Source organism: Lentzea albidocapillata subsp. violacea (genome assembly GCF_900100275.1).
Lineage (GTDB): Bacteria > Actinomycetota > Actinomycetes > Mycobacteriales > Pseudonocardiaceae > Lentzea > Lentzea violacea.
Genome location: NZ_FNET01000012.1, coordinates 129,576 through 154,043, shown reverse-complemented (window position 1 = coordinate 154,043; position 24,468 = coordinate 129,576). Strand labels below are relative to the sequence as shown.

24 protein-coding genes are annotated in these 24,468 nt (G+C 69.0%); 18 read left to right on the top strand and 6 right to left on the bottom strand.

Annotation, left to right across the window (positions count from 1 at the left end):
* Positions 1–378, bottom strand: a complete 378-nt coding sequence (locus BLR21_RS25815; RefSeq protein ID WP_090009124.1) for a hypothetical protein — start codon at positions 376–378, stop codon at positions 1–3.
* Between the two features lie 176 nt (positions 379–554).
* On the opposite strand from BLR21_RS25815, the gene BLR21_RS25810 reads away from it, so the two are divergent.
* The 17 genes from BLR21_RS25810 (at position 555) to BLR21_RS25730 (ending at position 19,417) form a co-directional block, all read left to right on the top strand.
* Positions 555–1,523 (top strand): GNAT family N-acetyltransferase, encoded by a 969-nt coding sequence (locus BLR21_RS25810; RefSeq protein WP_090009122.1) that lies wholly within the window; start codon positions 555–557, stop codon positions 1,521–1,523.
* Between the two features lie 11 nt (positions 1,524–1,534).
* The gene (locus BLR21_RS25805) at positions 1,535–2,788 is read left to right on the top strand and encodes a cytochrome P450 family protein (RefSeq protein WP_090009120.1); all 1,254 of its coding nucleotides are present in this window, start codon (positions 1,535–1,537) and stop codon (positions 2,786–2,788) included.
* Positions 2,789–2,811: 23 nt separating this feature from the next.
* Positions 2,812–3,624: an SAM-dependent methyltransferase gene (locus BLR21_RS25800; protein ID WP_090009118.1), complete on the top strand. Its 813-nt coding sequence runs from the start codon at positions 2,812–2,814 to the stop codon at positions 3,622–3,624.
* A 74-nt stretch (positions 3,625–3,698) separates the two neighbouring features.
* Positions 3,699–4,472, top strand: a complete 774-nt coding sequence (locus BLR21_RS25795) for an SDR family NAD(P)-dependent oxidoreductase (RefSeq protein ID WP_090009116.1) — start codon at positions 3,699–3,701, stop codon at positions 4,470–4,472.
* Positions 4,473–4,505: 33 nt separating this feature from the next.
* Positions 4,506–6,044, top strand: coding sequence for an FAD-dependent oxidoreductase (locus tag BLR21_RS25790; RefSeq protein WP_090009114.1), 1,539 nt, complete (start codon positions 4,506–4,508; stop codon positions 6,042–6,044).
* Between the two features lie 40 nt (positions 6,045–6,084).
* Positions 6,085–7,581 (top strand): FAD-dependent oxidoreductase, encoded by a 1,497-nt coding sequence (locus BLR21_RS25785; RefSeq protein ID WP_090009112.1) that lies wholly within the window; start codon positions 6,085–6,087, stop codon positions 7,579–7,581.
* Between the two features lie 10 nt (positions 7,582–7,591).
* The gene (locus tag BLR21_RS25780) at positions 7,592–8,776 is read left to right on the top strand and encodes a cytochrome P450 (RefSeq protein WP_090009110.1); all 1,185 of its coding nucleotides are present in this window, start codon (positions 7,592–7,594) and stop codon (positions 8,774–8,776) included.
* A 31-nt stretch (positions 8,777–8,807) separates the two neighbouring features.
* Positions 8,808–9,788 carry a quinone oxidoreductase family protein gene (locus tag BLR21_RS25775; protein WP_090009108.1) on the top strand — a complete coding sequence of 327 codons (981 nt, stop codon included), beginning with the start codon at positions 8,808–8,810 and terminating at the stop codon, positions 9,786–9,788.
* A 385-nt stretch (positions 9,789–10,173) separates the two neighbouring features.
* The gene (locus tag BLR21_RS25770; RefSeq protein ID WP_090009106.1) at positions 10,174–11,727 is read left to right on the top strand and encodes an MDR family MFS transporter; all 1,554 of its coding nucleotides are present in this window, start codon (positions 10,174–10,176) and stop codon (positions 11,725–11,727) included.
* Positions 11,728–11,792: 65 nt separating this feature from the next.
* A complete protein-coding gene (locus tag BLR21_RS25765) occupies positions 11,793–12,641 on the top strand; it encodes an SDR family oxidoreductase (RefSeq protein WP_090009104.1) in 849 nt (282 codons plus the stop codon).
* A 134-nt stretch (positions 12,642–12,775) separates the two neighbouring features.
* Entirely contained in the window at positions 12,776–13,822 is a 1,047-nt protein-coding gene (locus tag BLR21_RS25760; RefSeq protein WP_338061068.1) for an aldo/keto reductase, read from the top strand.
* Between the two features lie 24 nt (positions 13,823–13,846).
* Positions 13,847–14,620, top strand: a complete 774-nt coding sequence (locus tag BLR21_RS25755) for a class I SAM-dependent methyltransferase (RefSeq protein ID WP_090009102.1) — start codon at positions 13,847–13,849, stop codon at positions 14,618–14,620.
* A 12-nt stretch (positions 14,621–14,632) separates the two neighbouring features.
* Positions 14,633–16,012 (top strand): NDP-hexose 2,3-dehydratase family protein, encoded by a 1,380-nt coding sequence (locus tag BLR21_RS25750; protein ID WP_090009100.1) that lies wholly within the window; start codon positions 14,633–14,635, stop codon positions 16,010–16,012.
* 28 nt (positions 16,013–16,040) lie between these two features.
* On the top strand, positions 16,041–16,670 hold the full coding sequence (locus BLR21_RS25745; RefSeq protein WP_090009098.1) for a dTDP-4-dehydrorhamnose 3,5-epimerase family protein: 630 nt from the start codon (positions 16,041–16,043) through the stop codon (positions 16,668–16,670).
* Positions 16,667–17,638 carry an NAD-dependent epimerase/dehydratase family protein gene (locus BLR21_RS25740; RefSeq protein ID WP_218130961.1) on the top strand — a complete coding sequence of 324 codons (972 nt, stop codon included), beginning with the start codon at positions 16,667–16,669 and terminating at the stop codon, positions 17,636–17,638. Before BLR21_RS25745 ends, BLR21_RS25740 begins: the two co-directional genes overlap by 4 nt.
* The gene (locus BLR21_RS25735) at positions 17,635–18,165 is read left to right on the top strand and encodes an NUDIX hydrolase (protein ID WP_090009094.1); all 531 of its coding nucleotides are present in this window, start codon (positions 17,635–17,637) and stop codon (positions 18,163–18,165) included. Before BLR21_RS25740 ends, BLR21_RS25735 begins: the two co-directional genes overlap by 4 nt.
* A gap of 4 nt (positions 18,166–18,169) precedes the next feature.
* A complete protein-coding gene (locus BLR21_RS25730) occupies positions 18,170–19,417 on the top strand; it encodes an activator-dependent family glycosyltransferase (RefSeq protein ID WP_090009092.1) in 1,248 nt (415 codons plus the stop codon).
* Here the strand turns inward: BLR21_RS25730 and BLR21_RS25725 are convergent.
* From BLR21_RS25725 to BLR21_RS25705, 5 genes are read right to left on the bottom strand one after another with little or no spacing between them, the layout of a single operon-like run.
* On the bottom strand, positions 19,414–20,577 hold the full coding sequence (locus BLR21_RS25725; RefSeq protein WP_090009090.1) for an MFS transporter: 1,164 nt from the start codon (positions 20,575–20,577) through the stop codon (positions 19,414–19,416). The genes BLR21_RS25730 and BLR21_RS25725 overlap by 4 nt on opposite strands.
* A 43-nt stretch (positions 20,578–20,620) precedes the next feature.
* Positions 20,621–21,190, bottom strand: coding sequence for an RsiG family protein (locus BLR21_RS25720; RefSeq protein WP_090009087.1), 570 nt, complete (start codon positions 21,188–21,190; stop codon positions 20,621–20,623).
* 60 nt (positions 21,191–21,250) lie between these two features.
* Positions 21,251–22,075 carry a beta-keto acid cleavage family enzyme gene (locus tag BLR21_RS25715; RefSeq protein WP_090009085.1) on the bottom strand — a complete coding sequence of 275 codons (825 nt, stop codon included), beginning with the start codon at positions 22,073–22,075 and terminating at the stop codon, positions 21,251–21,253.
* Between the two features lie 18 nt (positions 22,076–22,093).
* Positions 22,094–23,155 carry a CAF17-like 4Fe-4S cluster assembly/insertion protein YgfZ gene (ygfZ, locus tag BLR21_RS25710; protein WP_090009083.1) on the bottom strand — a complete coding sequence of 354 codons (1,062 nt, stop codon included), beginning with the start codon at positions 23,153–23,155 and terminating at the stop codon, positions 22,094–22,096.
* Positions 23,152–23,595 carry a Fur family transcriptional regulator gene (locus tag BLR21_RS25705; RefSeq protein ID WP_090009080.1) on the bottom strand — a complete coding sequence of 148 codons (444 nt, stop codon included), beginning with the start codon at positions 23,593–23,595 and terminating at the stop codon, positions 23,152–23,154. The genes ygfZ and BLR21_RS25705 overlap by 4 nt, the downstream gene beginning before the upstream one ends.
* Positions 23,596–23,622: 27 nt before the next feature.
* Here BLR21_RS25705 and BLR21_RS25700 point away from each other — a divergent pair, with 27 nt between their 5' ends.
* The gene (locus BLR21_RS25700; RefSeq protein ID WP_090009078.1) at positions 23,623–24,465 is read left to right on the top strand and encodes an aminodeoxychorismate lyase; all 843 of its coding nucleotides are present in this window, start codon (positions 23,623–23,625) and stop codon (positions 24,463–24,465) included.
* The last annotated feature ends 3 nt before the right edge of the window (positions 24,466–24,468 follow it).

Sequence of the window (24,468 nt, the reverse complement as noted above, 5' to 3'; positions counted from 1 at the left end):
CTAGTCGTCGATGCCGAACTTCGTGGCCTTGACCTTGGAACCGCCGTGCGAGCGCAGTGCCTTGCCCTCGGGGCTGTAGAAGGTCGCCCCGCCGAGCCCCTGCCACTCGGAGTCGGACACGAACCGCCCCTCGACCTTCACGTGCGCCTCGCCGACGTGCTCACCCTCGGGGTTCGCCGCGAGGATGTGGAATGAGTATTCGAACGTGTCGGCGCCCGTGCTGCGCCAGTTTCCCAAACCGATGTTCCTGGTGTTCAGCTGAGTGGAGACAACGCCGCCGTCGGAACTGAAGGAGGCCAGTCCGAAAACGGATCGGCCGTCGTCTTCGAGATCGGTCTTCCAACTGCCGACCAGCCTGCCGTCACGTGCCTCGGACATGGGTTCTCCCTCGTGAAACGGTGCGGAGCAAGGTCCCCGCAGATGCCTGCGAGGCTCGCAGTGCGGTCTCGACAAGACCTCGAATTGTTCTGAAGAATCGAGCTCGCTGGAAATGCGCTGAAATATCGGTGAAGTCGTAATTTGTCCGGTGGGCAACCCGTGAATTTTCTGGCTGAATGGCGAACATGGAAATCCGAGAGCTGGACGGTGACGACGCCGGGACGATCGGCGCCCTCCTGCCGGGTTTCCGGGAGACCATGCGAGTGGAGCTCCCGGACGACCCGCCCGTGTCGCCCGCGCTGCTCGGCAGGCTGCTGCAGCGGCGCCGGGGCACCGATCGCGTCGTGCTCGCCGCGTTCGACGGGGATGTGCCCGCCGGTTACGTCAAGCTGGGTCTCGACCTCGGCGCCACGCTCGACACCGGGCACGGCTCGCTCTGGGTCTTCCCGGGACACCGGCGTGCGGGAGTCGGCGGTCTGCTCGTCGAGGCCTCCAGGCGTGCGCTCGCGGAGCGCGGCAGGGCGGTCCTCCTGGTCGACGCGCCGCACACCGAGGCCGCCGACCGTTTCGCCGAGTCGTTGCGGGGCAAGAGGATCCGGACGAACGTCCGCAGCCGGTTCGTCTTCGCCGCGGCGGGACAACGGCTGCCCGGCCTAGCCGGGCAGACCCTGCCCGGCTACCGGCTCGTGCACTGGCACGACCACTGCCCGGACGACCTCGCCGAGTCCTACGCCCGTGCGTGGAGCCTGCTGGACGTGCCGATCAACGGACAGGCCGCCGCCGGTGACATGACGGTGGCCGGCGTGCGTGCCGTCGAGGCGGAGGCCCTGCGCTCGGATCACCGCGTCCATGCCGTCGCCGCCGTGCGGGAGGCCGACGGCGAGGTGGCCGGCTACAGCACGGTGTTCGTGCGGGAGAGCCCGATGGCGGACGCGGGTGTGACGCACGTGCTCGCCCCGCATCGCCGCCGCCGGATCGGCACGGTGCTCAAAGCCTCGTTGCTGCACCGGATCTCGGTCGAGCAGCCGCACGTCCGGCTCGTGCAGGCCTGGCACGACGAGACGAGCGAGCCGATCCTCCGCCTGAGCCGGGACGTCGGCTTCGTCCCGTCAGGTTCCTGGTCCACCTACGAGTTCGCCGCGTGAAGGAGTCCACAGTGGCCAGTGCAGAGACCGCGGAAGAGGTCCTCGAACTCTTCGGCGCCGACTTCGTCCGCGACCCGCACCCCGTACTCGCCCGGCTGCGCGCCGAGGCACCGGTCCGTCTCGTCGCGACCCCCAACGGTCTCAAGACCTGGTTGGTGACGCGCTACGACGACGCCCGCGCGCTGCTCACCGATCCCCGGCTGAGCAAGGACATGCGCGTCGGCTACGGCCTGATCCCGCACAACTTCGCGGACCCCGCCAAGCAGGCCGCGTTCGGGAAGGAACGGGGAACACGCAAGCAGTTCGCCCGTGAGCTGAGTACGACGATGCTGGACAGCGACCCGCCGGACCACACCCGGTTGCGCAGGCTGGTGGGCAAGGCGTTCACCGTGCGGCAGGTCGAGCTGCTGCGCCCACGCATCGCCGAGCTGACCGGCGAGCTGCTCGACGCGCTGGAGGGCCGCGACGAGGCGGACCTCATGGACGCGCTGACGTTCCCGGTGCCGTTCACCGTGATCTGCTGGATGCTCGGTGTGCCACCGGAGGACCGCACCGCGTTCCGCCGCTGGTCCAACCTGCTCACGTCCGGCTCCGGCACCGACGAGGTGCTCGACGCGAGCCAGGAGATGGTCGAGTACCTGCGCACGCTCATCGCGAGCAAGCGGCGGTCGCCCGCCGACGACCTGCTGACCGCGTTGATCCAGGTGCGCGACGGCGGCGACAAGCTCGACGAGACCGAGCTCATGTCGATGGCGTTCCTGCTGCTCGTCGCCGGGCACGAGACCACGGTCAACATGCTCAACACGGGCACCCTGGCGTTGCTGACCAACCCGGACCAGCGCGCCCGGTTGCTCGCCGACGACGGCCTGTGGGACCAGGCGATCGACGAGTTCCTGCGGATCGACGCGCCGCTCGCGAACGCCACCTGGCGGTTCACCCTGGAACCGATCCGGCTCGGCGACGTGCTGATCCCCGAGGGCGAGTTCGTGACGATCTCGCTGAGCGCGGCGGGCCGTGACCCCGAGCGGTATCCGGACCCGGACCGCGTCGACATCACCAGGCGGACCTCGGCGCACCTCGCGTTCGGGCACGGGGTGCACCACTGCCTCGGCGCACCGCTGGCGCGGCTCGAGGGCCGGATCGTGCTCGGCGAGCTGTTCCGCAGGTTCCCCCGGCTGCGGCTCGCGACCGAGTTCCGCGACCTCACCTGGCGTCAGAGCTTCAACCTGCGCGGCCTGGCCGCACTGCCCGTCGCACTGAGCTGACCAACTCCTGAAAGGGACATCCCGTGGAACGTCCGGACTGGGCACCGCCCGAGGTCGACATCGAGAAGCCGAGCATCGCCAGGGTCTACGACTACTGGGTCGGCGGCACGCACAACTTCGCGGCCGACCGCGAGGTCGCGAAGGCCATCGCGGACAAGAACCCCTTGCTGCCCAGGACGTTGCGGTCCAACAGGGCGTTCCTGCGGCGCGCCGTCCGCGAGCTGACCGCGCTCGGGGTGGACCAGTTCCTCGACATCGGATCGGGCATCCCCACCCGCGGCAACGTGCACGAGATCGCGCAGGAGGGCAACCCGGACAGCCGCGTCGTCTACGTCGACATCGACCCGGTCGCGGCCGCGCACGGCAGGGCCATCCTCGCAGGGGACCCCCGCAGCGCGGCTATCCTGGGCGACCTGCGCAAGCCGCACGACGTGCTGGCCGCCCCCGAAACCACCGCACTGCTGGACTTCTCGCGACCCGTCGGGCTGATCATGGCCGCGGTGCTGCACTTCGTGCCGGACTCCGACGACCCCGCCGGCCTGCTCAGGGCGTTCGCCGACCGCCTGGCGCCCGGCAGCTACGTCGTGATCTCCCACGCCGGCATGGAGAACAAGCCGAAACCTGAGGACGTCCCGGCCTCCTCGCAGACCTACCTGCGCAACGTCAGCGAGGTGTACTGGCGTGACACCGCCGAGGTGACTGCGCTGGTCGACGGCCTCGACCTGCTCGAACCGGGGGTGGTGCCGGTGCCGCTCTGGCGCTGCGGTCCCGACGGTGATCCGGACGGCTTCGGCGCGCAGGCGCACGCGCTCGCCTGCGTGGCCAGGAAGAACTGAACCCGACCAAGGCCTGCATCGAAGTCTCATCGAACGAGACTTCGATACAGGCCCCTACCAGGCTGGAGTGACTCATGTGGACTGATCTTGCCGGCAAGGTGGTGCTGGTCACCGGTTCCTCGTCCGGCATCGGCAGGGCGACCGCCCAGGCCTACGCGGCTGACGGCGCCCGAGTGGCGATCACCTATCACGAGAACAAGGACGGCGCTGAGGAGACGGCGCGGCTCGTGCGCGAAGCGGGTGGAACCCCGCTCGTCGTCCGGTACGACCTGAACGACGAGGTGAGCATCCGCGAGGCGATCACCGCCGTCACCGGCGCGTGGGGCGGCATCGACGTCCTCGTGACGAACGCCGTGGTGTGGTCGGAGGGCATTCCCCGGCCCGGCAGGGAGGTGCCCGACTTCGAGGACACCGATCCGCGGCTGTGGCAGGAGGTCCTACGCACCACCGTCGACGCCACGTTCCACACGATCCAGGCCGCGCTGCCCGCGATGCGCGACCGCCCGTGGGGCCGGATCGTCATGGTGTCGTCGGGACTGGCGGACTACGGCATGCGTGGCGGCGCCGCGTACGGCGCGGCCAAGGCAGGCCTGCTCGGCATCGCGCGCAGCCTCGCGTGGGAGGTCGGTGCAGACGACGTTCTCGTCAACGTGGTCACGCCGGGGCAGACGATGACCGAGAACGTCCGCCGGATCGCGCCGGCGAAAGCCTTGGAGGCCAAGGCGAAGACCTTGCCGTCGGGGAGGTTGTCGGTGCCGGAGGACGTCGCCAACGCGATCGTGTTCCTCGGGTCCGCCGCGAACGGCAACATCACCGGCCAGACCCTGCGGGTCACCGGTGGCTCCTGATTTCCTTTTCTGTCAACGGAAAGAGGTGGTCCGATGAGTACCGAGGAGACACCGGTCCTCATCGTGGGCGGCAGCGTGGTCGGTCTGTCGGCCGCGCTCTTCCTCGCCCAGCAGGGCGTCGACTGCGTGCTCGTCGAACGCCACCCCGGCACGTCGGTGCATCCGCGCGCCGTCGGGTACTACCCGCGCACGGTGGAGCTGTTCCGCTCGGCGGGGCTGGAGGAGCAACTGCTGAAGGAGGCCGAGGGTTTCGCCACGCACCGGACACGTGCGGGAGTCGAGTCCCTGGCCGGAGCGGAGCTCTTCAGCCGGGAGGAACTGGAGGGCGAGGACGACCTCGCCGCGGTGACCCCGTGCCGGATGCTCCTGCTGCCGCAGGACAGGCTGGAGCCCCACCTCAGGCACAGGGCCGAGGAGCTCGGAGCGGATCTCAGGTTCGGCACCGAGCTCGTCTCGTTCACCCAGGACGAGAGCGGTGTCACCGCCGAACTGCGAGATGGTGCCACCGGTGCCCTGTCCCAGGTGCGTGCCGGGTACCTGGTCGGGGCCGACGGCTCGCGCAGCGCGGTCCGCACCGTACTCGGGCTGGAACGTGACGGCCAGGGCGTTCTGTCGCAGCACGTGAGCATCGCGTTCACGGCCGACCTGACGGAAGTGTTGCGCGGCCGCAGGTTCAGCGTCATCCACGTGCAGAACGACATCGTGAGCGGGATCATGATGCACGACGACACGCTGCGCGCGGGCACCCTGATCGTCGGCTACCGGCCGGAGGAGGGGCAGCGGCTGGAGGACTTCACCGACGAACGTTGCAGGGAGTTGGTCTCCGCGGCCATCGGCGACGACTCGGTCGCCGTCGAGATCCGGTCGTTGTTCCCGTGGGACATGGCGCAGCTGGTTGCCCGGCGGTTCGCCGCCGGCCGCGTGCTCCTCGCCGGTGACGCTGCGCACGTGATCCCGCCGACCGGTGGGTACGGCGCGAACACCGGCATCGCGGACGCCCACAACCTCGCCTGGAAGCTGGCGGCGGTGATCGAGGGGCACACGGGGCCGTCGTTGCTGGCCACCTATGAGGCGGAACGTCGCCCGGTGGCGCTCACGGCCGCTGAACAGGGCGCGCTGCAGCTCGCCGTCCGGTCGAACCGCGCCACCGAGGCGGAACAGGCTGCGGTGCTGGACCCGATGGCCGTGACGGCGGGATACCGTTACCGCTCCGGTGCCGTCGTGAACCCGGCCGAGCCCGCCCCTACGGCTGACTGGCGAGGCGATCCCGGTACCCGCGCGCCGCACGTGCCGTTGGTGCTTGGCGGAAAAGCGCTGTCGTCACTGGACCTTTTCGGCGCCGGCTTCGTGCTGCTGGCTGAATGTCCTGAGTGGACAGACGTCGCGAACTGGCTGGACGTGCCGGTGACCACCCATGTACTGGGCTCCGCCGGGACCTGGGCAGAGGCGTTCGGTGTGGCCGCGGGAGGCGCCGTGCTGGTGCGCCCGGACGGTGTCGTGGCGTGGCGCAGCGGGCCGGCCGACACACCCGCCGTGCTCACCTCGGTGCTCGACACCGTGTTGTGCCGTTGAGCCACCTCACATCCCGAAGTGCGGAAATGGAGAAGAAACGATGACCAGGTACCACCACGACCACGAGGTGGTCGTCGTCGGCGGCGGCCCGGTGGGCATGCTGCTGAGCGCCGAGCTTCGCCTCGCCGGTGTCGACGTGGTGCTGGTCGAACGGCTGGCCGAGCGCTCACCGCACTCGAAGGCGTTCGGCCTGCACGCCCGATCGCTGGAGGTGCTCGACCGGCGGGGGCTGGTCGGACGCTTCCGTGAGGGCGCTCGCTCGTGGGCGAACGGCCACTTCGCGGGCCTTCCCGAATGGGTCGACTTCAGCGTGCTCGACAGTTCCCACCCCTACGCGCTGCTGGTCCAGCAGACCAGGACCGAGGAACTGCTGGAGGCGCACGCGCTCGAGTCCGGGGTGCGGATCCTGCGCGGGCACGAGGTGACGTCGATCGAGCAGGACGACGGCGGTGTCACCGTCACGGGCACGAGCGCCGGTGGTGACTTCGTCGCCCGTGCTCGGTACGTCGTCGGCTGCGACGGCGGGTCGAGCCCCGTGCGCAAGGCCTCGGGTATCGGCTTTCCCGGCACCGGTGGACGGGTGACGGCCAGGCTCGGCGATGTCGTGCTGACCGCCGAGAACCCGCCGATGGGCATGGAGCGGACCGAGCGCGGGCTGCTGTTCTGCGTTCCGCTGGAAGACGGCTACCACCGGATCGCGACATTCGACTTCGCCGCGACCAAGGACCAGGGCGAGGAACTGACGCTCGACGAGCTCACCGCGAGCATGAGGGACATCTGGGGCACCGACCTCGGTGCACACGACCCGCGCTGGCTCTCGTGGTTCACCGACTCGGCCCGGCTCGCTGACACCTACCGCGACGGCCGTCTGCTCATCGCGGGCGACGCGGCCCACGTCCACTTCCCGGTCGGTGGCCAGGGGCTCAACCTTGGGCTTCAGGACGCCTTCAACCTCGGCTGGAAGCTGGCCGCCGAGGTGCACGGATGGGCACCGGACGACCTGCTGGACACCTACTCGGCCGAACGACGCGTCCCCGCGGCCAGGGTGCTGGCCAACACCCGCGCGCAGATCGCGCTGATGAACCCTGACTCCGACGTCACGGCGTTGCGCGACCTCTTCACCGCGTTGATGCGGCTGGACCAGGTCAACCTGCACATCGCCGAGATGCTCACCGGCGTCGACGTCACCTACGACCTCGGCCCCGCCGAACACCCGCTCACCGGCCGGTTCGCTCACGACCTCGACCTCGTCGGGGACGGTGCGCCGAAACGGCTCTCCGAACTGCTGCACGGTGGCACCGGTGTCCTGTTGGACCTCTCCGGCGGCAACGCGGTCACTGCGGCGTACGAGAAGTGGGCGGCAGGGGTGACCGACGCGAGCAGGCTCGTCCGGGTGTCCGCCACGTGTCCTGGCGAGCCCGAACTCGCCGCGTTGCTGGTGCGTCCGGACGGCTACGTCGCCTGGGCCGGGAACCGCGACGCCGAGTTGGAGGCAGGTCCGCACGCGGCCGCCGTGCGCTGGTTCGGCACCGTCTGAGGGGGAAATCATGAGTGACGACAACAGGTTCACGTTCCCGTTCCACCGCGACCACCCGACCACGTGTCCCGCCGACTTCGCCCGGTTGCGCGAGCAGCGGGTGGCACAGCTGACCATGCCGAGCGGGTCGCCCGGCTACCTGGTCGGCCGGTACGACGACGTCCGCAGGGTGTTGCTCGACCCGAGGTGCAGCGCCGACCTGCACCGGCCCGGCGTGCCGCAGATGATGAACTGGCCTCCCCTGGAGAGCCTCAACTTCACCGACCCGCCGCGGCACACCCGCCTGCGCCGGCTCGTCGCGAAGGCCTTCACCCCCGAACTGGTGGAGAGCTTCCGGCCGCGGATCCACGCGCTCACCCACGAGTTGCTGGACGAGATGGAACGCAACGGGTCGCCAGCCGACATCGTCGAGTCGTACGCGCATCCGTTGCCGATCAACATGATCTGCGATCTGCTCGGGGTGCCGCGGGGCGACCGCGCGCAGTTCCGCAAGTGGTCAGAGGCGTTCCTGGTGCTGGACGACAACCCCGTCGAGGAGATCCAGGCATCCGCGAAGGAGTTGCGCGAGTATCTCGACGGGCTGGTGGCCGACAAGCGGCGCGAGCCGGGAGACGACGTGCTCAGCGCGCTCGTCGAGGCCAGGGACGTCGGGGACAAGCTGTCCGAGGGGGAACTGGCGTCCACGGCCACCCAGTTGCTGATGGCCGGGCACGAGACGACGTTCCTGCAGATCGGGCTGTCCGTCGCGACCCTGCTGCTGCACCCGGACCAGCTGGCGGACCTGCGCGAGCACCCGGAACTGATGCCCCACGCCATCGAGGAGCTGATGCGCTACCAGGGCCCCGGCGACGGTGCCGCGTACCGGATTCTCACCGAGGACATGACGTTCGGCGACGTCACCGTGCCCGCCGGCAGCGGAGTCCTCGCGGCGATCTCGGCGGCCAACCGCGACGAGGAGAGGTTCCCCGACGCCGGTCGGTTCGACCTGCGCCGCGAGGACCCGCGTCACCTCACGCTCGGCCACGGCGTGCACCACTGCCTCGGCGCACCACTGGTGCGGATGGAGCTGGAGATCGCCCTCACGAACCTGTTCGACCGCTTCCCGAAGCTCGAGCTGGCGATCGCCGAGAACGAGCTCGACTGGATGCCGGGCCGGCTGCTCAGCGGCTTCCGCGAGGTCCCGGTCATCTGGTGATCACCACCCAACCGTCTACTTTGGAGCTTTGATGCGCACAGTCCGCTACCACGAGCACGGCGGCCCCGCGGTGCTGCGGGTCGAGGAGGCCGAGCGTCCCGACCCCGGACCGGGTGAGGTGCTGATCCGAGCGGAGGCCATCGGCGTCAACTACGCGGAAGTACAGCGCAGGCAGGGAAAACCCATCGGCGGCCCGATCCGCCTTCCCGCGGCGCCAGCCGGTGACGTCGCGGGCGTCGTGGAGGCCGTGGGCGACGGCGTCACGTCACTGGCTGTCGGCGATCGCGTGGTCGCGCCGGTCCGTTCCGGCGCCTACGCCGAGTACGCCGTCGCCCGAGCGTCCATGGCGTTCCCGATTCCGGAGAACGTGGACGCCGCACAGGCGACCGCGTTGCCCAGCCCGGGAGAGACCGCGTACCACGTGGTCGTCACCGTGGGCAGGCTGCAGCCGGGCGAGACCGTGCTGATCAACGCGGCGTCCGGCGGGATCGGCCACCTCGCCGTGCAGATCGCCAGGGCACGCGGTGCGGGACGGATCATCGGTGCCGTCGGCAGTCCGGCCAAGCTCGACTTCGCCCGTTCGGTCGGCGCGGACGTCGCGGTCTGCTACGGCTTCGACGACTGGACCCAGGAGGTCGCCGCCGCTACCGGTGACAAGGGTGTGGACCTCGTGCTGGAGACCGTGGGCAACGAGGTGCTGCGGCAGAGCATCGAACTGACCGCGCGGTTCGGGCGGATCGTCTGCTACGGCGGCGCTTCCGGTGAGCAGCCGCCGCCGATCTCGCCCTGGGACCTCGTGGACATGAAGAGCCTGCAGGGCTTCAACCTCTACGCGCTGCACCAGGATCGGCCCGAGGCGACCGAGGCCGGGCGGAAGGAGCTGCTCCGGTATCTCGCCACCGGGCAGGTGACCCCGGCTGTGTACGCGCGGCTTTCGTTGGAGGACGCGGCGAAGGCGCACGAACTGATGGAGTCGCGAGCCCACACGGGCCGCGTTGTCCTGGTGCCGTGAGTCCGGGTGGGGTACGCCACCTCCGGTGCGGCGTGCCCCACTACTCGGTTGCACCGTTCTCGTTCGTTCTGTTACGTTCAGATCAGCCAGTGCTACTGGCTGTGGTCATCAGCAGTCGGCTGACAGGGAGTGGTCGAGAAGGCGAACGAGCAACTGAAGAATCGCGGAAGAGGGCACCTGGTGCCGTCGGATCGCGGTTGAGAGGGCCGAAAAGGCCGGTTCTGCCGGGCGGAGCGCCTGGCGTCAAACCCATTCTCCGTTGCCCTGACGTGGGCAGCGTTCTTCACCTGTTCGTTTCGCGAACTCCCACTTCTGGGTGGATCTCCAGGCACTGGCTCGGCTGAGCCCCGCCGTGGTCCTCCCCGACTGTCAGAGGACTTTCTCCATGAGCGCTCAGTCCGCCGACCCCGTGGTCGGCGCACCCTCCGCACCCGCCGGTGGCTCCAGGGCGAACACCGTGGTGTTCACCCTGATGGTGGCCGTTTTCCTGTCCCTGCTCGACACCCAGATCGTGGCGACGGCACTGCCGCGCATGGTCAGCGAGCTCGGCGGCCTCGACCTGTTCGCCTGGGTCACCACCGGTTACCTCATCGGCGGCAGCGCCGCCGTGCCGATCTACGGCAAGCTCGGCGACCTCTTCGGCCGCAAGCGGGTGTTCGTCGTGTCGATCGTCGTCTTTCTCGTCGGCTCGCTCGCCTGCGGTCTTGCCACGTCGATGACCCAGCTCATCGTGTTCCGGGTGATCCAGGGCATCGGCAGCGGAGGGCTCTTCATCTCGGTGCTGTCGATCATCGGTGAGATGTTCTCGCCGCGTGAAGGCGCCCGCTACTACGGCTGGTTCTCCATCACGTTCGGCGCGGCGTCGCTCGCCGGTCCGACGATCGGCGGCATCCTCACCGACTTCGCCGGCTGGCGCTGGGTCTTCCTGGTCAACCTGCCGATCGGCGTCGTCGCCCTGCTGGTCATCATCACCATGCTCGACCTGCCCGCGCGCATCACGAAAGCGACCATCGACTACGCGGGTGTCATCCTGCTCGTGCTCGCGATCGTCGGCCTGAACCTGCTCACCGGCTGGGCCGGCAGCAAGTACGCCTGGGGGTCGCCGGTGATCCTCGGTCTCGCGGCGGGCTCCGTCATCGCGGTCGTGCTGTTCATCCTGTCGCAGCACCGTGCCGTGGACCCCATCATGCCGTTGCGCCTCTTTCGTAACTCGACGTTCAGCATCGCGGTGACGATCAGTTTCATCGCCGGGTTCGTCGGCCTCGGCATCGTCAACTACCTCGTGCTCTGGCTGCAGACGGTGCTGTCCCTCGGCGTGCAGGAGTCCGGCTACGTCCTCGCGGCGATGATGCTCGGTGTCGTTGTGACCTCGTACGTCACCACGAAGATCATTGCCAGGACCGGGTCCTACCGGTGGTACCCGGTGCTCAGCATGGTCGTTTTCGCCGTCGCCGCAGTACTTTTCGCTACCGCCGGTCCGTCGACGGGCCTGGTCCCGGCGGTCGTCTACATGCTGCTGTTCGGTGTCGCGGGTGGACTGAACTCGCAGGCGCTGAGCCTCGCCGTCCGTAACACCGCGAGCTACCAGGACATCGGCGCCACGCAGGGCACCGCCACCATGCTCCGGCAGATGGGCACGGCACTCGGCGTCTCGCTCTTCGCCGCGCTCATGACCAGCAGGCTCACGACCGAGCTGAACGAGCGCCTCGGCAGCGGTTCCGGTGTGCCGGTGGACAAGGACGGCTCGCTGTCCCCCGAAGTGCTCGGCAAGCTTTCCGCCGAGGTCAGGCTTCGGGTGTCCACCGCCTACGCGGATGCGCTGCAGACGGTCTTCCTCGCCGTCATTCCCATCGTTCTCGTCGGTTTCGTGGTGTCCCTGTTCCTGAAGGACGTCAAGCTCGCCGGCGGCAACCGCCGGCATTCTTCCGACAATTCCTGAATCTCGTTAAAAAGGTTCACCGACTCCGTACGGATTCTTTTGCCGTGCGCGTTCAAGGAGAGAAAATGATTCTGATCACTGGTGCCACCGGCAACGTCGGCCTCGAGCTCGTCGGCCTGCTGTCCGCGGACGAGGTGCCGCTGCGGGCGATGACCCGCAACCCCGCCAAGACGTCGTTCGGGCCGAACGTCGAGGTCGTGAAGGGCGACTTCGACGACCCGGAGAGCCTCGACGCGGCACTCGCCGGTGTCAGCCGTGTCTTCGTCGTCCCGCCGGGCTACGGCCCGGAAGGTCCCGTGCAGGAGCGCGCCCTGGTCGCCGCCGCCGTGAAGGCCGGTGTCCGTCACCTCGTCAAGCTGTCCACCAGCGGCGTCGAGTTCGCTGCGACGGACGCCATCAGTACTGGTCACCGGCTCGGCGAAGAGGTGATCAAGGAGTCCGGCCTGGCCTGGACGATCCTGCGTCCCGGCACGTTCATGGTGAACCTCTACGGCTACGCCGGCGACATCGTCAAGGAACGCACCATGTACACGACCGAGGGCGACCCGGTCTCAGCCATGGTGCACCCCCGGGACATCGCCGCCGTCGCCTCCGAGGTGCTGACCTCGGACGGCCACGAAGGCAGGACCTATGTCCTCACCGGCGCCGAGGCGCTGTCCGGCGAGGACGTGGCCGGCATCGTCTCCGAAGCGCTCGGCGAGCCGGTGAAGCACGTTCAGCGCACTGTCGAGGAGACTCAGGCCGAGTTCGACCGCCGCGGCTGGGGCGGTCCCCGTCTCGCCGCGCTGCTCGAGCTCAAGCGGCAGTCCGCCGAATGGGACTGGAAGATCTTCGACACCGTCGAGAAGATCACCGGCGCGCAGCCGTTGACCATGCGTGACTGGGTCAACGAAAACGTCGGCATCTTCCGCTGAACCGACGCCTGGCCGCGTCCTCCTGGAAGTGCGCGGCCAGGCATTTCAGACTTCTACCACCTTCGTTCGAGATCGACTGCCCATGATTGAGCCAAGTCGGGAAGAACGAATTCAGAAAAGTGGAGGGGTGCCCCGTGGTCGCCAGTGCTCCGGCCGAGATGGAAACGAACCCCTCACTTCTCACCGCTGATGAAGGGCTGTACACCGAACTCGGCCGGTCGGGCCTGCGAGTCAGCAGGCTCGCACTCGGCACCGTGAACTTCGGCGGCCGGGTGGACGAGCCGCAGGCACACCGGCTCATGGACCACGCGCTCGGTCGCGGCCTCAACTTCGTCGACACGGCCAACACCTACGGCTGGCGTGTCTACAAAGGACATACGGAGGAGGTCGTCGGCCGGTGGCTGCGCGGCAGCCCGACCCGGCGCGGCCAGGTGGTGCTCGCCACCAAGGTCGGTGACCAGATGGGTGGCGGCCCCAACGACGAAGGGCTCTCCGCTCGCAACATCGTCGCCGCGTGCGAAGCCTCGCTGCGGCGGCTGCGCACGGACTGGATCGACGTCTATCAGATGCACCACGTCGACCGCAGGGTCGGCTGGGACGAGATCTGGCAGGCGATGGAACTCCTCGTTGCACAGGGGAAAGTCTGTTATGTCGGGTCGTCGAACTTCGCCGGCTGGAACATCTCGTCGGCGCAGGAGACCGCACGGCATCGCGGGTTCTTCGGCCTCGTCTCCGAACAATGCGTCTACAACCTGGTGACGCGGCACGCGGAACTCGAAGTGATTCCCGCTGCTCGCGCACATGGCGTCGGCGTCTTCGCGTGGTCGCCCCTGCACGGCGGTCTGCTCAGCGGAGTGCTGCACAAGCTCCTGCACAACTCGGCGGTGAAGTCCGCCCAGGGCCGCGCGGTCCAGGCTCTGGAAGTGCATCGCCGCGCCGTGACCGAATACGAACGGCTGTGCGCGGACGTCGGCCTTGACCCTGCGGTCGTCGGCATGGCGTGGGCGCTCGCCCAGCCCGGTCTGTCCGGACTCGTCATCGGTCCTCGCGTCGAATCCCATGTGGACGGTGCGATCACGGCTCTCGGCACTCGACTTCCCCCGCACGTCCTCGCACGGCTCGAGGAGCTGTTCCCGCCCGTCGGCCGCGGCGGGCAGGCACCCGACGCGTGGCTCTCCTGAACTCCTCGGAACGAAAGGAACATCATGGCAAAGGGTGAGTTCACCGACCCGAAATTCGTGCCCCACGAATCGGAGCAGGAGCGCGACGTGCGCGAGCGGCTGACCAAGCTGCTCGTCAACACGCCGATCCCGCCCGAGTACCTGATCGACAACCTGGCCGTCTACCTGCGCAGGCACCAGCTCACGGACCTGCTGGCCATGGACGCGCTGTACCGCATGCTGCCGGAGGTTCCCGGCGTCATCATGGAGTTCGGCGTGCTGCACGGCCGTCACCTGGCCACTCTCACGGCGCTGCGCAGCGTGTACGAGCCCTACAACTCGCTGCGCCGGATCATCGGTTTCGACACCTTCACCGGCTTTCCCGACATCTCCGAGGTCGACAAGGTCAGCACGAGCGCGGTGGCCGGCCGTTTCGCAATGCCTGACGGCGAGGTCGAACACCTGCGCGAGGTGCTCGCGGCACACGAGGCCAGCGAACCGTTCGGCCACACACAACGCACGTTCGTCGTGCCGGGTGACGTCCGCGAGACCGTGCCCCAGTACCTCGAGGACAACCCCGAGACGATCATCGCGATGGCGTACTTCGACCTCGACCTCTACGCGCCGACGCGCGACCTGCTCGAGGCGATCGTCCCGCACCTCACCAAGGGCAGCATCCTCGCGTTCGACGAACTCGCCCACCCCAAGTGGCCAGGGGAGACCACGGCACTGCGCGAGGTGTTCGGCCTCGACCGGGCTCCCCTGCGTCAGCTGCCCGGCCGCGAGCCGCCGGTCATCTATATGAAGTGGGGCGAGTGACAGGACGATCCGATGACGATCGAGGCGACACTGCGCGCACGGGAGGACGTCGACCTCCCGCTGCGGCTGGCACGGTCGTGCGCGGAACTCGACTCGCGGTACATGCCGCTGGACGGGTTCACGGCGTGGATGGCGCACCGGGCCGAGACCAACGACTTCCGTGTCGACCGCATCCCGTTCGCGGAGATGGACTCCTGGTCCTTCCAGGCGGGCACCGGCAACCTCGCACACCGCAGCGGCAGGTTCTTCACGGTGGAGGGCCTGCACGTGAACGTCGGGGAGGGACCGTTCCCCGAGTGGCAGCAGCCCATCATCAACCAGTCGGAGATCGGGATCCTCGGCATCCTCGTCAAGGAGTTCGACGGGATCCTGCATTTCCTGATGCAGGCGAAGATGGAGCCGGGCAACCCGAACCTGGTGCAGCTCTCCCCCACGGTGCAGGCGACCAGGAGCAACTACACGAAGGTGCACAAGGGCGCCGACGTGAAGTACATCGAGTACTTCACCGGTTCCGCGGGCACGGTGCTCGTGGACGTGCTGCAGTCCGAGCACGGCGCCTGGTTCTACCGGAAGTTCAACCGCAACGTCGTCGTCGAGACCGATGAGGACGTTCTGCTCGACGAGGACTTCTGCTGGCTCACGCTCGGCCAGATCGGTGCACTGCTGCAGCGCGACAACGTCGTGAACATGGACTCGCGCACGGTGCTCGCTTGCCTGCCCGCCCCGTTCGACGAACGCGGTGCGCTGCACAGCGACGCCGACCTGCTCTCCTGGTACGCCGCCGAGCGGTCGCGCCATTCCGTCCAGGTCAACAGGATTCCGCTCGCGGAGGTCGGCGGGTGGACGCGGGGACCTGACTCGATCGACCACCACCTCGACTGGTACTTCAGGGTCGTCGCCGTGCGGGCACAGGCCACCAACCGCGAGGTGGCCTCGTGGATGCAGCCGCTGTTCGAGCCGAGGGACTTCGGCGTGAGCGCGTTCCTCACCCACAGTTTCGGCGGTGTCCCGCACATCCTCGCCCACGCGCGGATCGAGGCCGGCTTCCTCGACACCATCGAGCTCGGGCCGACGGTGCAGTACACCCCGCGGCACTACGCCCACCTCTCCGGCGCGGCCAGGCCGAGATTCCTCGACCTCGTTCTCACCGCCGACCCGGCTCGAATCCGTTACGAGGCGGTGCATTCCGAGGAAGGCGGCCGGTTCCTCAACGCGCAGGCGCGCTACCTGATCGTCGAAGCCGACGAGGCGCAGGCGTCGACCACCCCACCGCCGGGCTACCGGTGGCTCACCGCGGGGCAGCTGAACACGTTGCTGCGGTACGGCCGGTACGTGAACGTCCAGGCCCGCACCCTCATGGCCGTCCTCAACACCCACTCCGTCCGGCTCTGAGCGCGCGACGGCACCAGGAGGCGCACTGATGACGCTCAACGAGTCCCCGGTCACCACGACCGCGGCCGAGGTGCGGAGGCTCGCCGTCGAAGGCGCCCTCGAACTGACCCCGCGGGTGTTCCCCGACGATCGAGGCCTGTTCGTCGCGACCTACCAGAGCTCGATCTTCACAGCCGCTACCGGACGTCCACTACCACTGGTGCAGGCGAGCCACAGCGTGTCCCGGCGCGGCGTGGTGCGGGGCATCCACTTCACGACGACGCCGCCGGGTACCGCCAAGTACGTCTACTGCACCAGCGGACGTGCCCTCGACCTCGTGGTGGACCTGAGGGTGGGGTCACCGACTTTCGGCAGGTGGGACTCGGTCCTCCTGGACCAGACACATTTCAGGTCGACGTACCTCCCCGTCGGCGTGGGCCACGCCTTCGTCGCCCTGGAGGACCGCACCGTCATGTCCTACCTGATGACCAACGGGTACGTCCCCGAGCACGAGCAGGCCGTGTCGCCGCTGGACCCGGCGCTGGGTCTGCCGATCGACCTTGAGGTGGAGCCGATCCTGTCTGAGCGGGACACCGCCGCGCCGACGCTGACCGAGGCGCTGGAACTCGGCTTGCTGCCGGACTACCTGGCCAGTGTCGCCGTGGAGGAGACGTGGTGAGGAAGCCTCTGGTCGTGGTGCTCGGCGCGTCCGGCTACCTGGGTACAGCGATCGCGGCGGCGTTCGCCGACCAGCCGATGCGCCTGCGGCTGGTGGCGCGACGGCCCGCCGCGGTGCCACGGCAGGCTGTGGACGCCGAGGTGCGCACCGCAGACCTGACTGACGTTGGACAGCTTGCGGAGGCGGTCCGGGGTGCCGACACGGTCGTGCACCTCGTGGCGAAGATCGGCGGCGCCACGTCGTGGCGTGGCGCGGAGGCCGATCCGGCCGTGGCACGCGTGAACGTCGGTGTCGTGCGGGATCTTGTCGACGTTGTTCGGGCCGAGGGGCGCAACCCCGCCGTGTTGTTCGCCGGGACCGTGGCGTCCGTCGGTGTGCCGAACCGGATCCGCATCGACGGCTCGGAACCCGACGCGCCGGTGAGCGCCTACCCCCGGCAGAAGCTCGAAGCCGAGCGCATCCTCGCCGCCGCGACCGAGGAGGGCGTGCTCAGGGCGGTGACCCTGCGGTTGCCCACGATCTTCGGACCGGGGACGGGAGCCCGCGGGATCGTGCCCGGCATGATCGGCCGTGCGCTGGCGGGGGAGGCACTGACGCTCTGGGACCGCGAGGTACGCCGCGATCTTGTGCACATCGATGACGTGGCACGGGCTTTCGTCGCGGCGCACCACCACGCCGACGCGCTCGCGGGACGCCATTGGCTCGTCGGCACCGGGATGAGCGAGCCGCTCGGCGTGATCTTCTCGATGATCGCCACCGCGGTGTCCGTGCGCACCGGTCTGCCGCCAGTGCCGGTGAACCAGGTCGCGCCGCCTCCCGAGGCCGAGGCGACCGACCTGCACGGTGTGGAGGTCGACGCATCCGCGTTCCGGCTGGTGACCGGCTGGAGCCCAAGGGTCGGCCGGCTCGCCGCGCTGGGTGAGCTGGTGGACGAGCTCGCCCGCGGTGATGTGAGGGCGGCCGGATGAGCTGGGTCGTACACGGCGAGCGATCGCTGTACGAGAGCAGGTGGGTCGAGCTGCTGCTGTCCGACGTCGAGCTGCCCGACGGCTCGCGGTTCGAGCACCACCTGATCAAGATCGCTCCGTCCGTCGCCGTCGCCGTGGTGGACGAACGGGACCGCGTGCTCATGCTGTGGCGGCACAGGTTCACCACCGACACCTGGAACTGGGAGTTGCCGGGCGGCGCCGTGGAACCGGGCGAGACGCTGGAGCAGGCCGGTGTGCGGGAGACCGTCGAGGAGACCGGTTGGGAGCCGTCGGGACTGGCAACGCTCGCTTACGTCCAGCCGATCACCGGCATCAGCAACGCCGAACAGCACGTGTTCGAGGCGCGCGCCGCGCGCCGCGTCGGCAGTCCGGTCGACTCGCACGAGTCGGACGGAATGCGGTGGATCCCGCTGGCCGACATGTCCGGTCTGATCACCGAGCGCAGGATCGTCGCGGCCGCCTCCGTCGCCGGCGTGTTGCAGCTCCTGTTGAATCTGAGGAGATGACCGAATGCGCGTCCTGCTGGCCTGTGTCGGCCTCAAGACCCACTTCTACAAGATCGTGACGACCGCGTGGGCGTTGCAGACGGCAGGACACGAGGTGCTCGTGGCGAGCCATCCGATGCTGGTCGACGACATCATCGGCGCCGGGTTGTCCGCTGTCTCCGTCGGCGAGGACCACTTGATGTTCGCGCAGAGCAAGCCGGGCACCCGGTCCTACAGCAGGGACTGGGACTTCACCTTCTCCACGCCGGAGACGTTGACCTGGGACTACTTGCACGAGCTGCACGCGTCGCTGGTGGACCGGTTCCACACGACGCTCAACAACGACACGTTCGTGGACGGGATGGTCGAGTTCGCCGAGAGATGGCGTCCGGACCTGGTCCTGTGGGAGCTCGGCACCTACGCGGGTGCGTTCGCGGCGAGGGCGGCCGGCGCGGCGCACGCCAGGATCGTCTGGGGCCAGGACGTCACCATGCGTGCCCGGCAGGAGTTCCTACGGCTCGAGCAGGAGCGCGCCCCGCAGGACCGGGACGATCCGCTGGAAACCTGGCTGCAGGAGGTGGCCTCCCGGTTTGGCGACTCGTTCGACGAGGAACTGGTCACCGGGCAGTTCACCCTTGACCTGCTGCCCGCGAGCGCGCGGCTGCCCACGGACCTGCACGTGGTCCCCGTTCGGTACGTCCCGCACAACGGCCCGTCGGTGGTGCCCGCATGGGTGTACGAGGAACCGAAGCGCCCCCGCGTGTGCGTGACCCTCGGCCTCGCGGGCCGTGAACGAGGCCTCGACTACGTTTCCCAGGCCGACTTCCTGGAAGCGGTTGCCGACCTGGACGTCGAGCTGGTCGTCACGATGAACGAGTTCCAGCGCGCTCAACTGCGCGAGGTGCCCGCGAACGCCAGGATCGTCGACTTCATCCCCCTGCACGCGCTGCTGCCCAGTTGCGCGGCGATCGTCCACCACGGCGGATCAGGTACGTGGGCCACCGCGATGCTGGCCGGCGTGCCGCAGGTGGTGGTGGCGGCGACCTGGGACACCCCGGTCAAGGCGCAGCACCTCGAACGGGTGGGTGCGGGTCTGCACGTCCCGGCGGCCGAGCTGACCCCGGACGTCCTGCGGGCCAAGGTGGTGAGGGTGCTGGACGACCCGGCGTTCCGCGAGTCGGCGGAGAGGCTGCGTCAGGAGGTGCTGTCGGAGCCGTCGCCCAACGAGGTCGTGGCCACCCTCGAACGACTCACCCGGAGGTACCGCTCTTAGGACTTCGCACTCTTCAGCAGGGAACGCCACGGCTGAAGCAGGACCCGCGCGACCACGGCGGCCACCGCCGCCAGCACCATCGCCGCAGGCCACGCCACGTGCACCGCGACGAAGCTCGCGACGAACGGGGTCAGCGCCGCGCTCAGGTAGTTCGCCGAGTTCTGCATGGCGATCGCGGTGGCGCCACGGCCCTCCGGCGCGAGCTCACCGGCCTCGGTGACCGCCAGCCCGTTCCAGCACAGCGCGCACAGCGAAGTCGGCACCAGTACCGCGATCAGCAACGGCAACGGCGCCTGGTCCAAGGCCGCGACCAGCACGAACCCGCTGGCGGTGAGCACGGAGACGATCTTCAGCGGCCCGATCCGGCTGCGCGCGCGGTCCGACCACACGCCGACCGCCAGCCGTCCGGCTCCGCCGAGCAGTTGCGCCACGGCGAAGACGGCCGCTGCCGCCGTCACGCTCATGCCGCGGTGTCCGTGCAGGAGAGGCACCAGCAGGGCGGTGGCGGTGAACTGGGGCACCACCAGCAGCCCGCTGGCGAGCGACAGCCGCAGCAACCGGGGGTCCTTGAGTACCAGCCCGTGGTCCGTGCCCGCCCGGATCGCGCCGGGCGGTTCCCGGACCAGCAGGGCCACCGCCAGTGCCACGAACGCCGTCACGCCGGCGAGCACGACGAACGCCGTGGGGATCCCGGCCGAGATCGCGATCCCGGGCAGGACGGCGGCGGTGAGCGCGGCACCGAGCGGCGTCGCCGTCTGCCGGACGCCCATGGCGAGGCCGCGCGACTCCCGGCTGAACCACGACATCACCGCACGGCCGCTGGCCGCGTTGACGCTCGCCCCGAACAGTCCGGTGCCGAGCAACGCGAGACCGGCGATCCAGGCGTTGCCCAGTGCCACGGCGAGAAGGCAGCTCGCGGCACCTACGCCGCCGATGGTCATCACGAGCCGTTCGCCGCGTCGGTCCGCGACGACTCCCCACGGCACGAGAGCGATCATCGTGCCGAGGTTGACCGCACCGAGAAGCAGCCCGACCTGGGGCAACGTGAGGGAGAAGTACTGCTGGAGCTGCGGGCTGATCGCGGGCAGGCCGAGGAACACGGCCGCGTTCGTGCCCTGCGCCAACGCCCCGACGGACAGCACGACCCAGCGGTACCCCATGCGGGCACGCTAGGTCGGCTGCTCAGTAAGTGGAAAGCTCGTCTTATCTCTTGGGACGGTGGTGTCCGCGCTCGGCGGCCAGCAGCTCGTCCACCGACGCACTCCCGCGCTGGTAGCGCGAAGCGATCTCGGCGTTGAGCCGGTCCACGACCACCTGCACCTCGCGCCGCCGCACCGACACGGACGCCTCTTCCGAGATGAGCGTCTCCAGCACGTCGCCGAGGCGATCGTCGGTCAACGAGCTCACGTCGGAGAGGTCCACGTCGGAGATGAGCGCCTCGACGTGCCGTTGGTGTGCATCAGCACGTGACGGCTCATGGGTCTGATACCGGCCGAGACCGGTCGCGGGACCCACGGCGTTCGTGGAGAGGATGGTGGCCAGCTGCTCGACCACGGCCGAGCCGCCCGAGCTGCGGCGCTCTTGTTCGGCACGCACGATGTCGATCCGTGCGTGCAACAACCGCCGCAGGTAGGACAGATCTGTCTCTTCCTGCGCAGCCTCGTCGCGGAGTTCGCGCACCTCGACGAGCGGGCGCTGCTCGACGCCCTCCGTGTAGTCGGGGGCGAGCACCCTGTCGATTCGGCGGCGCCCGCCAGGACGCACCTCGATCACGTGTCCATCCTGCGGTAGATCCTCCTCACCCGCCAACACATCCCATGCACCAAACTTGTCTCAAATGTGCACACCCAGCAGCTTTCGCGCCTCATCGGGGGTCAAAGCGGGTCGCTGGGCGATCTTGGAGAGACCTGCGGCACGTGCCACGAGCTGTGCGTTGTCCCGCACCGGCACCCCCCGCGAGTAGCTGATGGTGTCTTCCATACCCACGCGGAGGTGGCCACCCGCACCCAAAGCGGTGAACATCACGGGCAGGGTCGTCCGGCCGATGCCGGTGGCGGAGAACGTCGCTCCGTCCGGCAGAGCGTTGACGGCCGCGACCAGCGTCGCCGCGTCGCCGGGCATCCCGCCGGGCACGCCCATCACGAAGTCGACGTGCACATGCCCGCCCGCGGGCAGTCCGTGCTGGTCCAGCAGGCGCTTCAACGACGCGAGCTGCCCGATGTCGAAGATCTCGTACTCCGGGACGATCGAGCGCTCCTGCATGCCCTTGTGCAGGGAGACGATGAACTCCCAGCGGTTCATGAACACGTCGTCACCGAAGTTGACCGTGCCCATCGTGCAGGACGCCGAGTCCGGCATCGCCTCGAGCACGCGCAGCCGGTCCGACTCGGGGTCGCGCACCGACCCGCCCGTCGAGAGCTGCACGACGAGACTGGTCTCGGAGCGCAACGCCTCGACGGTGGCCTTCAACAGGCCGAGGTCCAGCGACGGCTTCGCGTCCTCGCCACGGATGTGGACGTGGATCATCGCCGCGCAGACCTGCTCGCAGCTCTGCGCCGTCTTGACCAGCTCTTCCAGGGTCACCGGAAGCTGCGGGACGTCGGCTTTCGCGTGCTCCGCTCCAGTGGGAGCGACAGTGATCAGCGTGCCCAGGGACATAGGCGCGACTCTAGGGGGTCATCCCCGCAGGTTGCGAACGGCTTCCCGGCCCAGTCCGGGCGTGTCCGCAGGCACCGAGTCCGGGTCGATCCGGGCGGGAACCTCCCGTTCGGGAGCGCCTGCGATGAGCTCGGCCTCGACCGGCACAGACCGCTTGACCAGCGCCAACGCGATCGCGCCGAGTTCGTGGTGCAGGGCCACGGTGCCCACCCGGCCGACCACGCGTCCGTCCAGCGTCACCGGGTCACCGGTCTCCGGCTGGGCGTCGGCAGAACCATCCAGGTGGAGTAGGAGCATCCGCCTGGGCGGGCGTCCCACGTTGTGGACCTTCGCCACCGTCTCCTGGCCCCGGTAGCACCCCTTGCTCAGGTGCACGGCCGGGTCGATCAGGCCGACCTCGTGCGGGATCGTGCGTTCGTCGGTGTCGATGCCCTGCCGGGCGCGCAGCGACTCGACCCGCAGTGCCTCGAACGCGTAGCTGCCCGCCGGGCGCGCGCCGGCGTCGGTGATCCGCTGCCACCAGCCGGCGAGCTCGGCACGCGGGACCAGCAGGTCGACCGCGTCCCGGCCCGGCCACGACGCCCTGCGCACGAAGCCCTCGCCGAGCGCGGCGACGGCCGACGGCATCGGGATGCCGAGCTTCTCCAGCAGCGTGGGTGTCTCCGGCCCGGTGATCGTCAGCAGCGCGAACTCCGCCGTGGCGTCGCGCGGCTCCACCTTGGACCAGAAGACCATCTTCTTCAGGTACGCCAGCAGGTCGTCGACCTTCTCGACGTCGAGGAACACCGTGCCGCCGACGTTCGCGACGACCATGTGGTGCTCCAGGCGGCCCTGGGCGTCGAGGATCAGCGCCTCGGTCGCCGCGCCCTCACCGAGCTGCTCGAAGTGCTGGCTCGTGAGCTGGTGCAGCCACGTGAGCCTGTCCTCGCCGGGGATCGCGATGACACCGCGGTTCGAACGGTCCACGACGACCACCGAACGGGCGGCGGAGCGCTGTTCGGCGAACGGGTCGCCGTAGTGCCAGGCGACGCCGGCATCCGTGGAATCGTCGGGCGGCGGGACGGCTCCTGGGAGGGTCACTCGATCTCCTGCTCCTGCTTCAAACAGTCGCGGCACGTGCCGGACAGCGCGAGATGGCTTGCATCAAGTTCGAACCCGTCGCGCTCCCGCAATGTTCCGACCAACGGGTCGAGAAGCTCACACGGGATTTCCTGGATCGAACCGCACACGTGGCACACGAGGTGTACGTGCTGGTGATCTTCGACCGAGTAGCTCGGCGCACCGTGGCCAAGGTGCGTGTGCCGAACCAGTCCGAGCCGGTCGAGAAGATCGAGCGTGCGGTAGATGGTGGTGATGTTGACCGTCGGCGCCGTCTCCTGGACGCGCTGACAGATCTGCTCGGGTGTCGCGTGTTCCAGCGACCTGACCGCGTCCAGCACGAGCTGACGCTGCGGCGTCATCCTCATACCGCGGTCGTGCAGCGTTTTGCGCAGGCCTCTTGCGGTCTCCACACCAGCCATGTTAGTTGCTGCTAGTAGGCTCCCGACATGCGCGTGCTGGCACTGCTCGACGGAACCCTCGCTGACCCCGACTCGCCGCAGATCCGCGTCGAGGACCTCGGACTCATGCGCGGCGATGGCGTGTTCGAAACGATCCTCGTGGTCGACGGGAAGCCCCGCGAACTCACGCCCCACCTCGACCGGCTCGACCGGTCCGCGGCCATGCTCGACATGCAGCCTCCTCCGCGTGCGGAGTTCGAGCGCGCGGTCGATCTCGTCATCGGCAACTGGACCGGCGGCCAGGAGTTCGCCCTCAAGCTCGTCTACACCCGCGGCGTCGAGGGCGGGGACGGCACGCCCACCGGGTTCGCGCTCGGCATGGAGATCGGCGCGAAGGTGCTCAAGCAGCGCGTCGAGGGCCTGTCGGCGGTGACCCTGGACCGCGGCATCGACGCGAACCTCGCCGACCGCGCGCCGTGGCTGCTGCTGGGCGCGAAGTCGCTGTCGTACGCGATCAACATGGCCGCGCTGCGCGAGGCCGAGCGCCGCGGTGCCGCCGAGGTCGTCTTCACGACGTCCGACGGTTCGGTGCTCGAAGGCCCGACCTCGACGCTGATCCTCGTGCGCGGCAAGACCCTGGTCACGCCGCCGTCGAAGCTCGGCATCCTGCCCGGCACCACGCAGTACGCGCTGTTCCGCGCCGCCGGGCGCGCCGGCTGGACCGTGCTCGTGGAGCCGATCCAGACCGGCGAGCTCTACGACGCCGAGGGCGTGTTCCTCGCGTCCAGCGTCCGCAAGATCACGCGGGTGACCGTGCTGGACGGCAAGCAGCTGCCCGACTCGTCGGCCCTGCTGACCGAGCTGCAGGGCCTGTACGAGTCGGAGTACTGATCT

Bases quoted from the DNA above. Each gene is read 5' to 3' on its own strand.
- BLR21_RS25715 (WP_090009085.1), bottom strand. From the start codon at position 22,075: ATGTCCCTGGGCACGCTGATCACTGTCGCTCCCACTGGAGCGGAGCAC.
- BLR21_RS25755 (WP_090009102.1), top strand. From the start codon at position 13,847: ATGGCAAAGGGTGAGTTCACCGACCCGAAATTCGTGCCCCACGAATCG.
- BLR21_RS25790 (WP_090009114.1), top strand. From the start codon at position 4,506: ATGAGTACCGAGGAGACACCGGTCCTCATCGTGGGCGGCAGCGTGGTC.
- BLR21_RS25795 (WP_090009116.1), top strand. From the start codon at position 3,699: ATGTGGACTGATCTTGCCGGCAAGGTGGTGCTGGTCACCGGTTCCTCG.
- BLR21_RS25785 (WP_090009112.1), top strand. From the start codon at position 6,085: ATGACCAGGTACCACCACGACCACGAGGTGGTCGTCGTCGGCGGCGGC.
- BLR21_RS25705 (WP_090009080.1), bottom strand. From the start codon at position 23,595: ATGGCTGGTGTGGAGACCGCAAGAGGCCTGCGCAAAACGCTGCACGAC.
- BLR21_RS25810 (WP_090009122.1), top strand. From the start codon at position 555: ATGGCGAACATGGAAATCCGAGAGCTGGACGGTGACGACGCCGGGACG.
- BLR21_RS25750 (WP_090009100.1), top strand. From the start codon at position 14,633: ATGACGATCGAGGCGACACTGCGCGCACGGGAGGACGTCGACCTCCCG.
- BLR21_RS25725 (WP_090009090.1), bottom strand. From the start codon at position 20,577: ATGGGGTACCGCTGGGTCGTGCTGTCCGTCGGGGCGTTGGCGCAGGGC.
- BLR21_RS25765 (WP_090009104.1), top strand. From the start codon at position 11,793: ATGATTCTGATCACTGGTGCCACCGGCAACGTCGGCCTCGAGCTCGTC.
- BLR21_RS25770 (WP_090009106.1), top strand. From the start codon at position 10,174: ATGAGCGCTCAGTCCGCCGACCCCGTGGTCGGCGCACCCTCCGCACCC.
- BLR21_RS25815 (WP_090009124.1), bottom strand. From the start codon at position 378: ATGTCCGAGGCACGTGACGGCAGGCTGGTCGGCAGTTGGAAGACCGAT.
- BLR21_RS25700 (WP_090009078.1), top strand. From the start codon at position 23,623: ATGCGCGTGCTGGCACTGCTCGACGGAACCCTCGCTGACCCCGACTCG.
- BLR21_RS25735 (WP_090009094.1), top strand. From the start codon at position 17,635: ATGAGCTGGGTCGTACACGGCGAGCGATCGCTGTACGAGAGCAGGTGG.
- BLR21_RS25730 (WP_090009092.1), top strand. From the start codon at position 18,170: ATGCGCGTCCTGCTGGCCTGTGTCGGCCTCAAGACCCACTTCTACAAG.
- BLR21_RS25780 (WP_090009110.1), top strand. From the start codon at position 7,592: ATGAGTGACGACAACAGGTTCACGTTCCCGTTCCACCGCGACCACCCG.
- BLR21_RS25745 (WP_090009098.1), top strand. From the start codon at position 16,041: ATGACGCTCAACGAGTCCCCGGTCACCACGACCGCGGCCGAGGTGCGG.
- BLR21_RS25775 (WP_090009108.1), top strand. From the start codon at position 8,808: ATGCGCACAGTCCGCTACCACGAGCACGGCGGCCCCGCGGTGCTGCGG.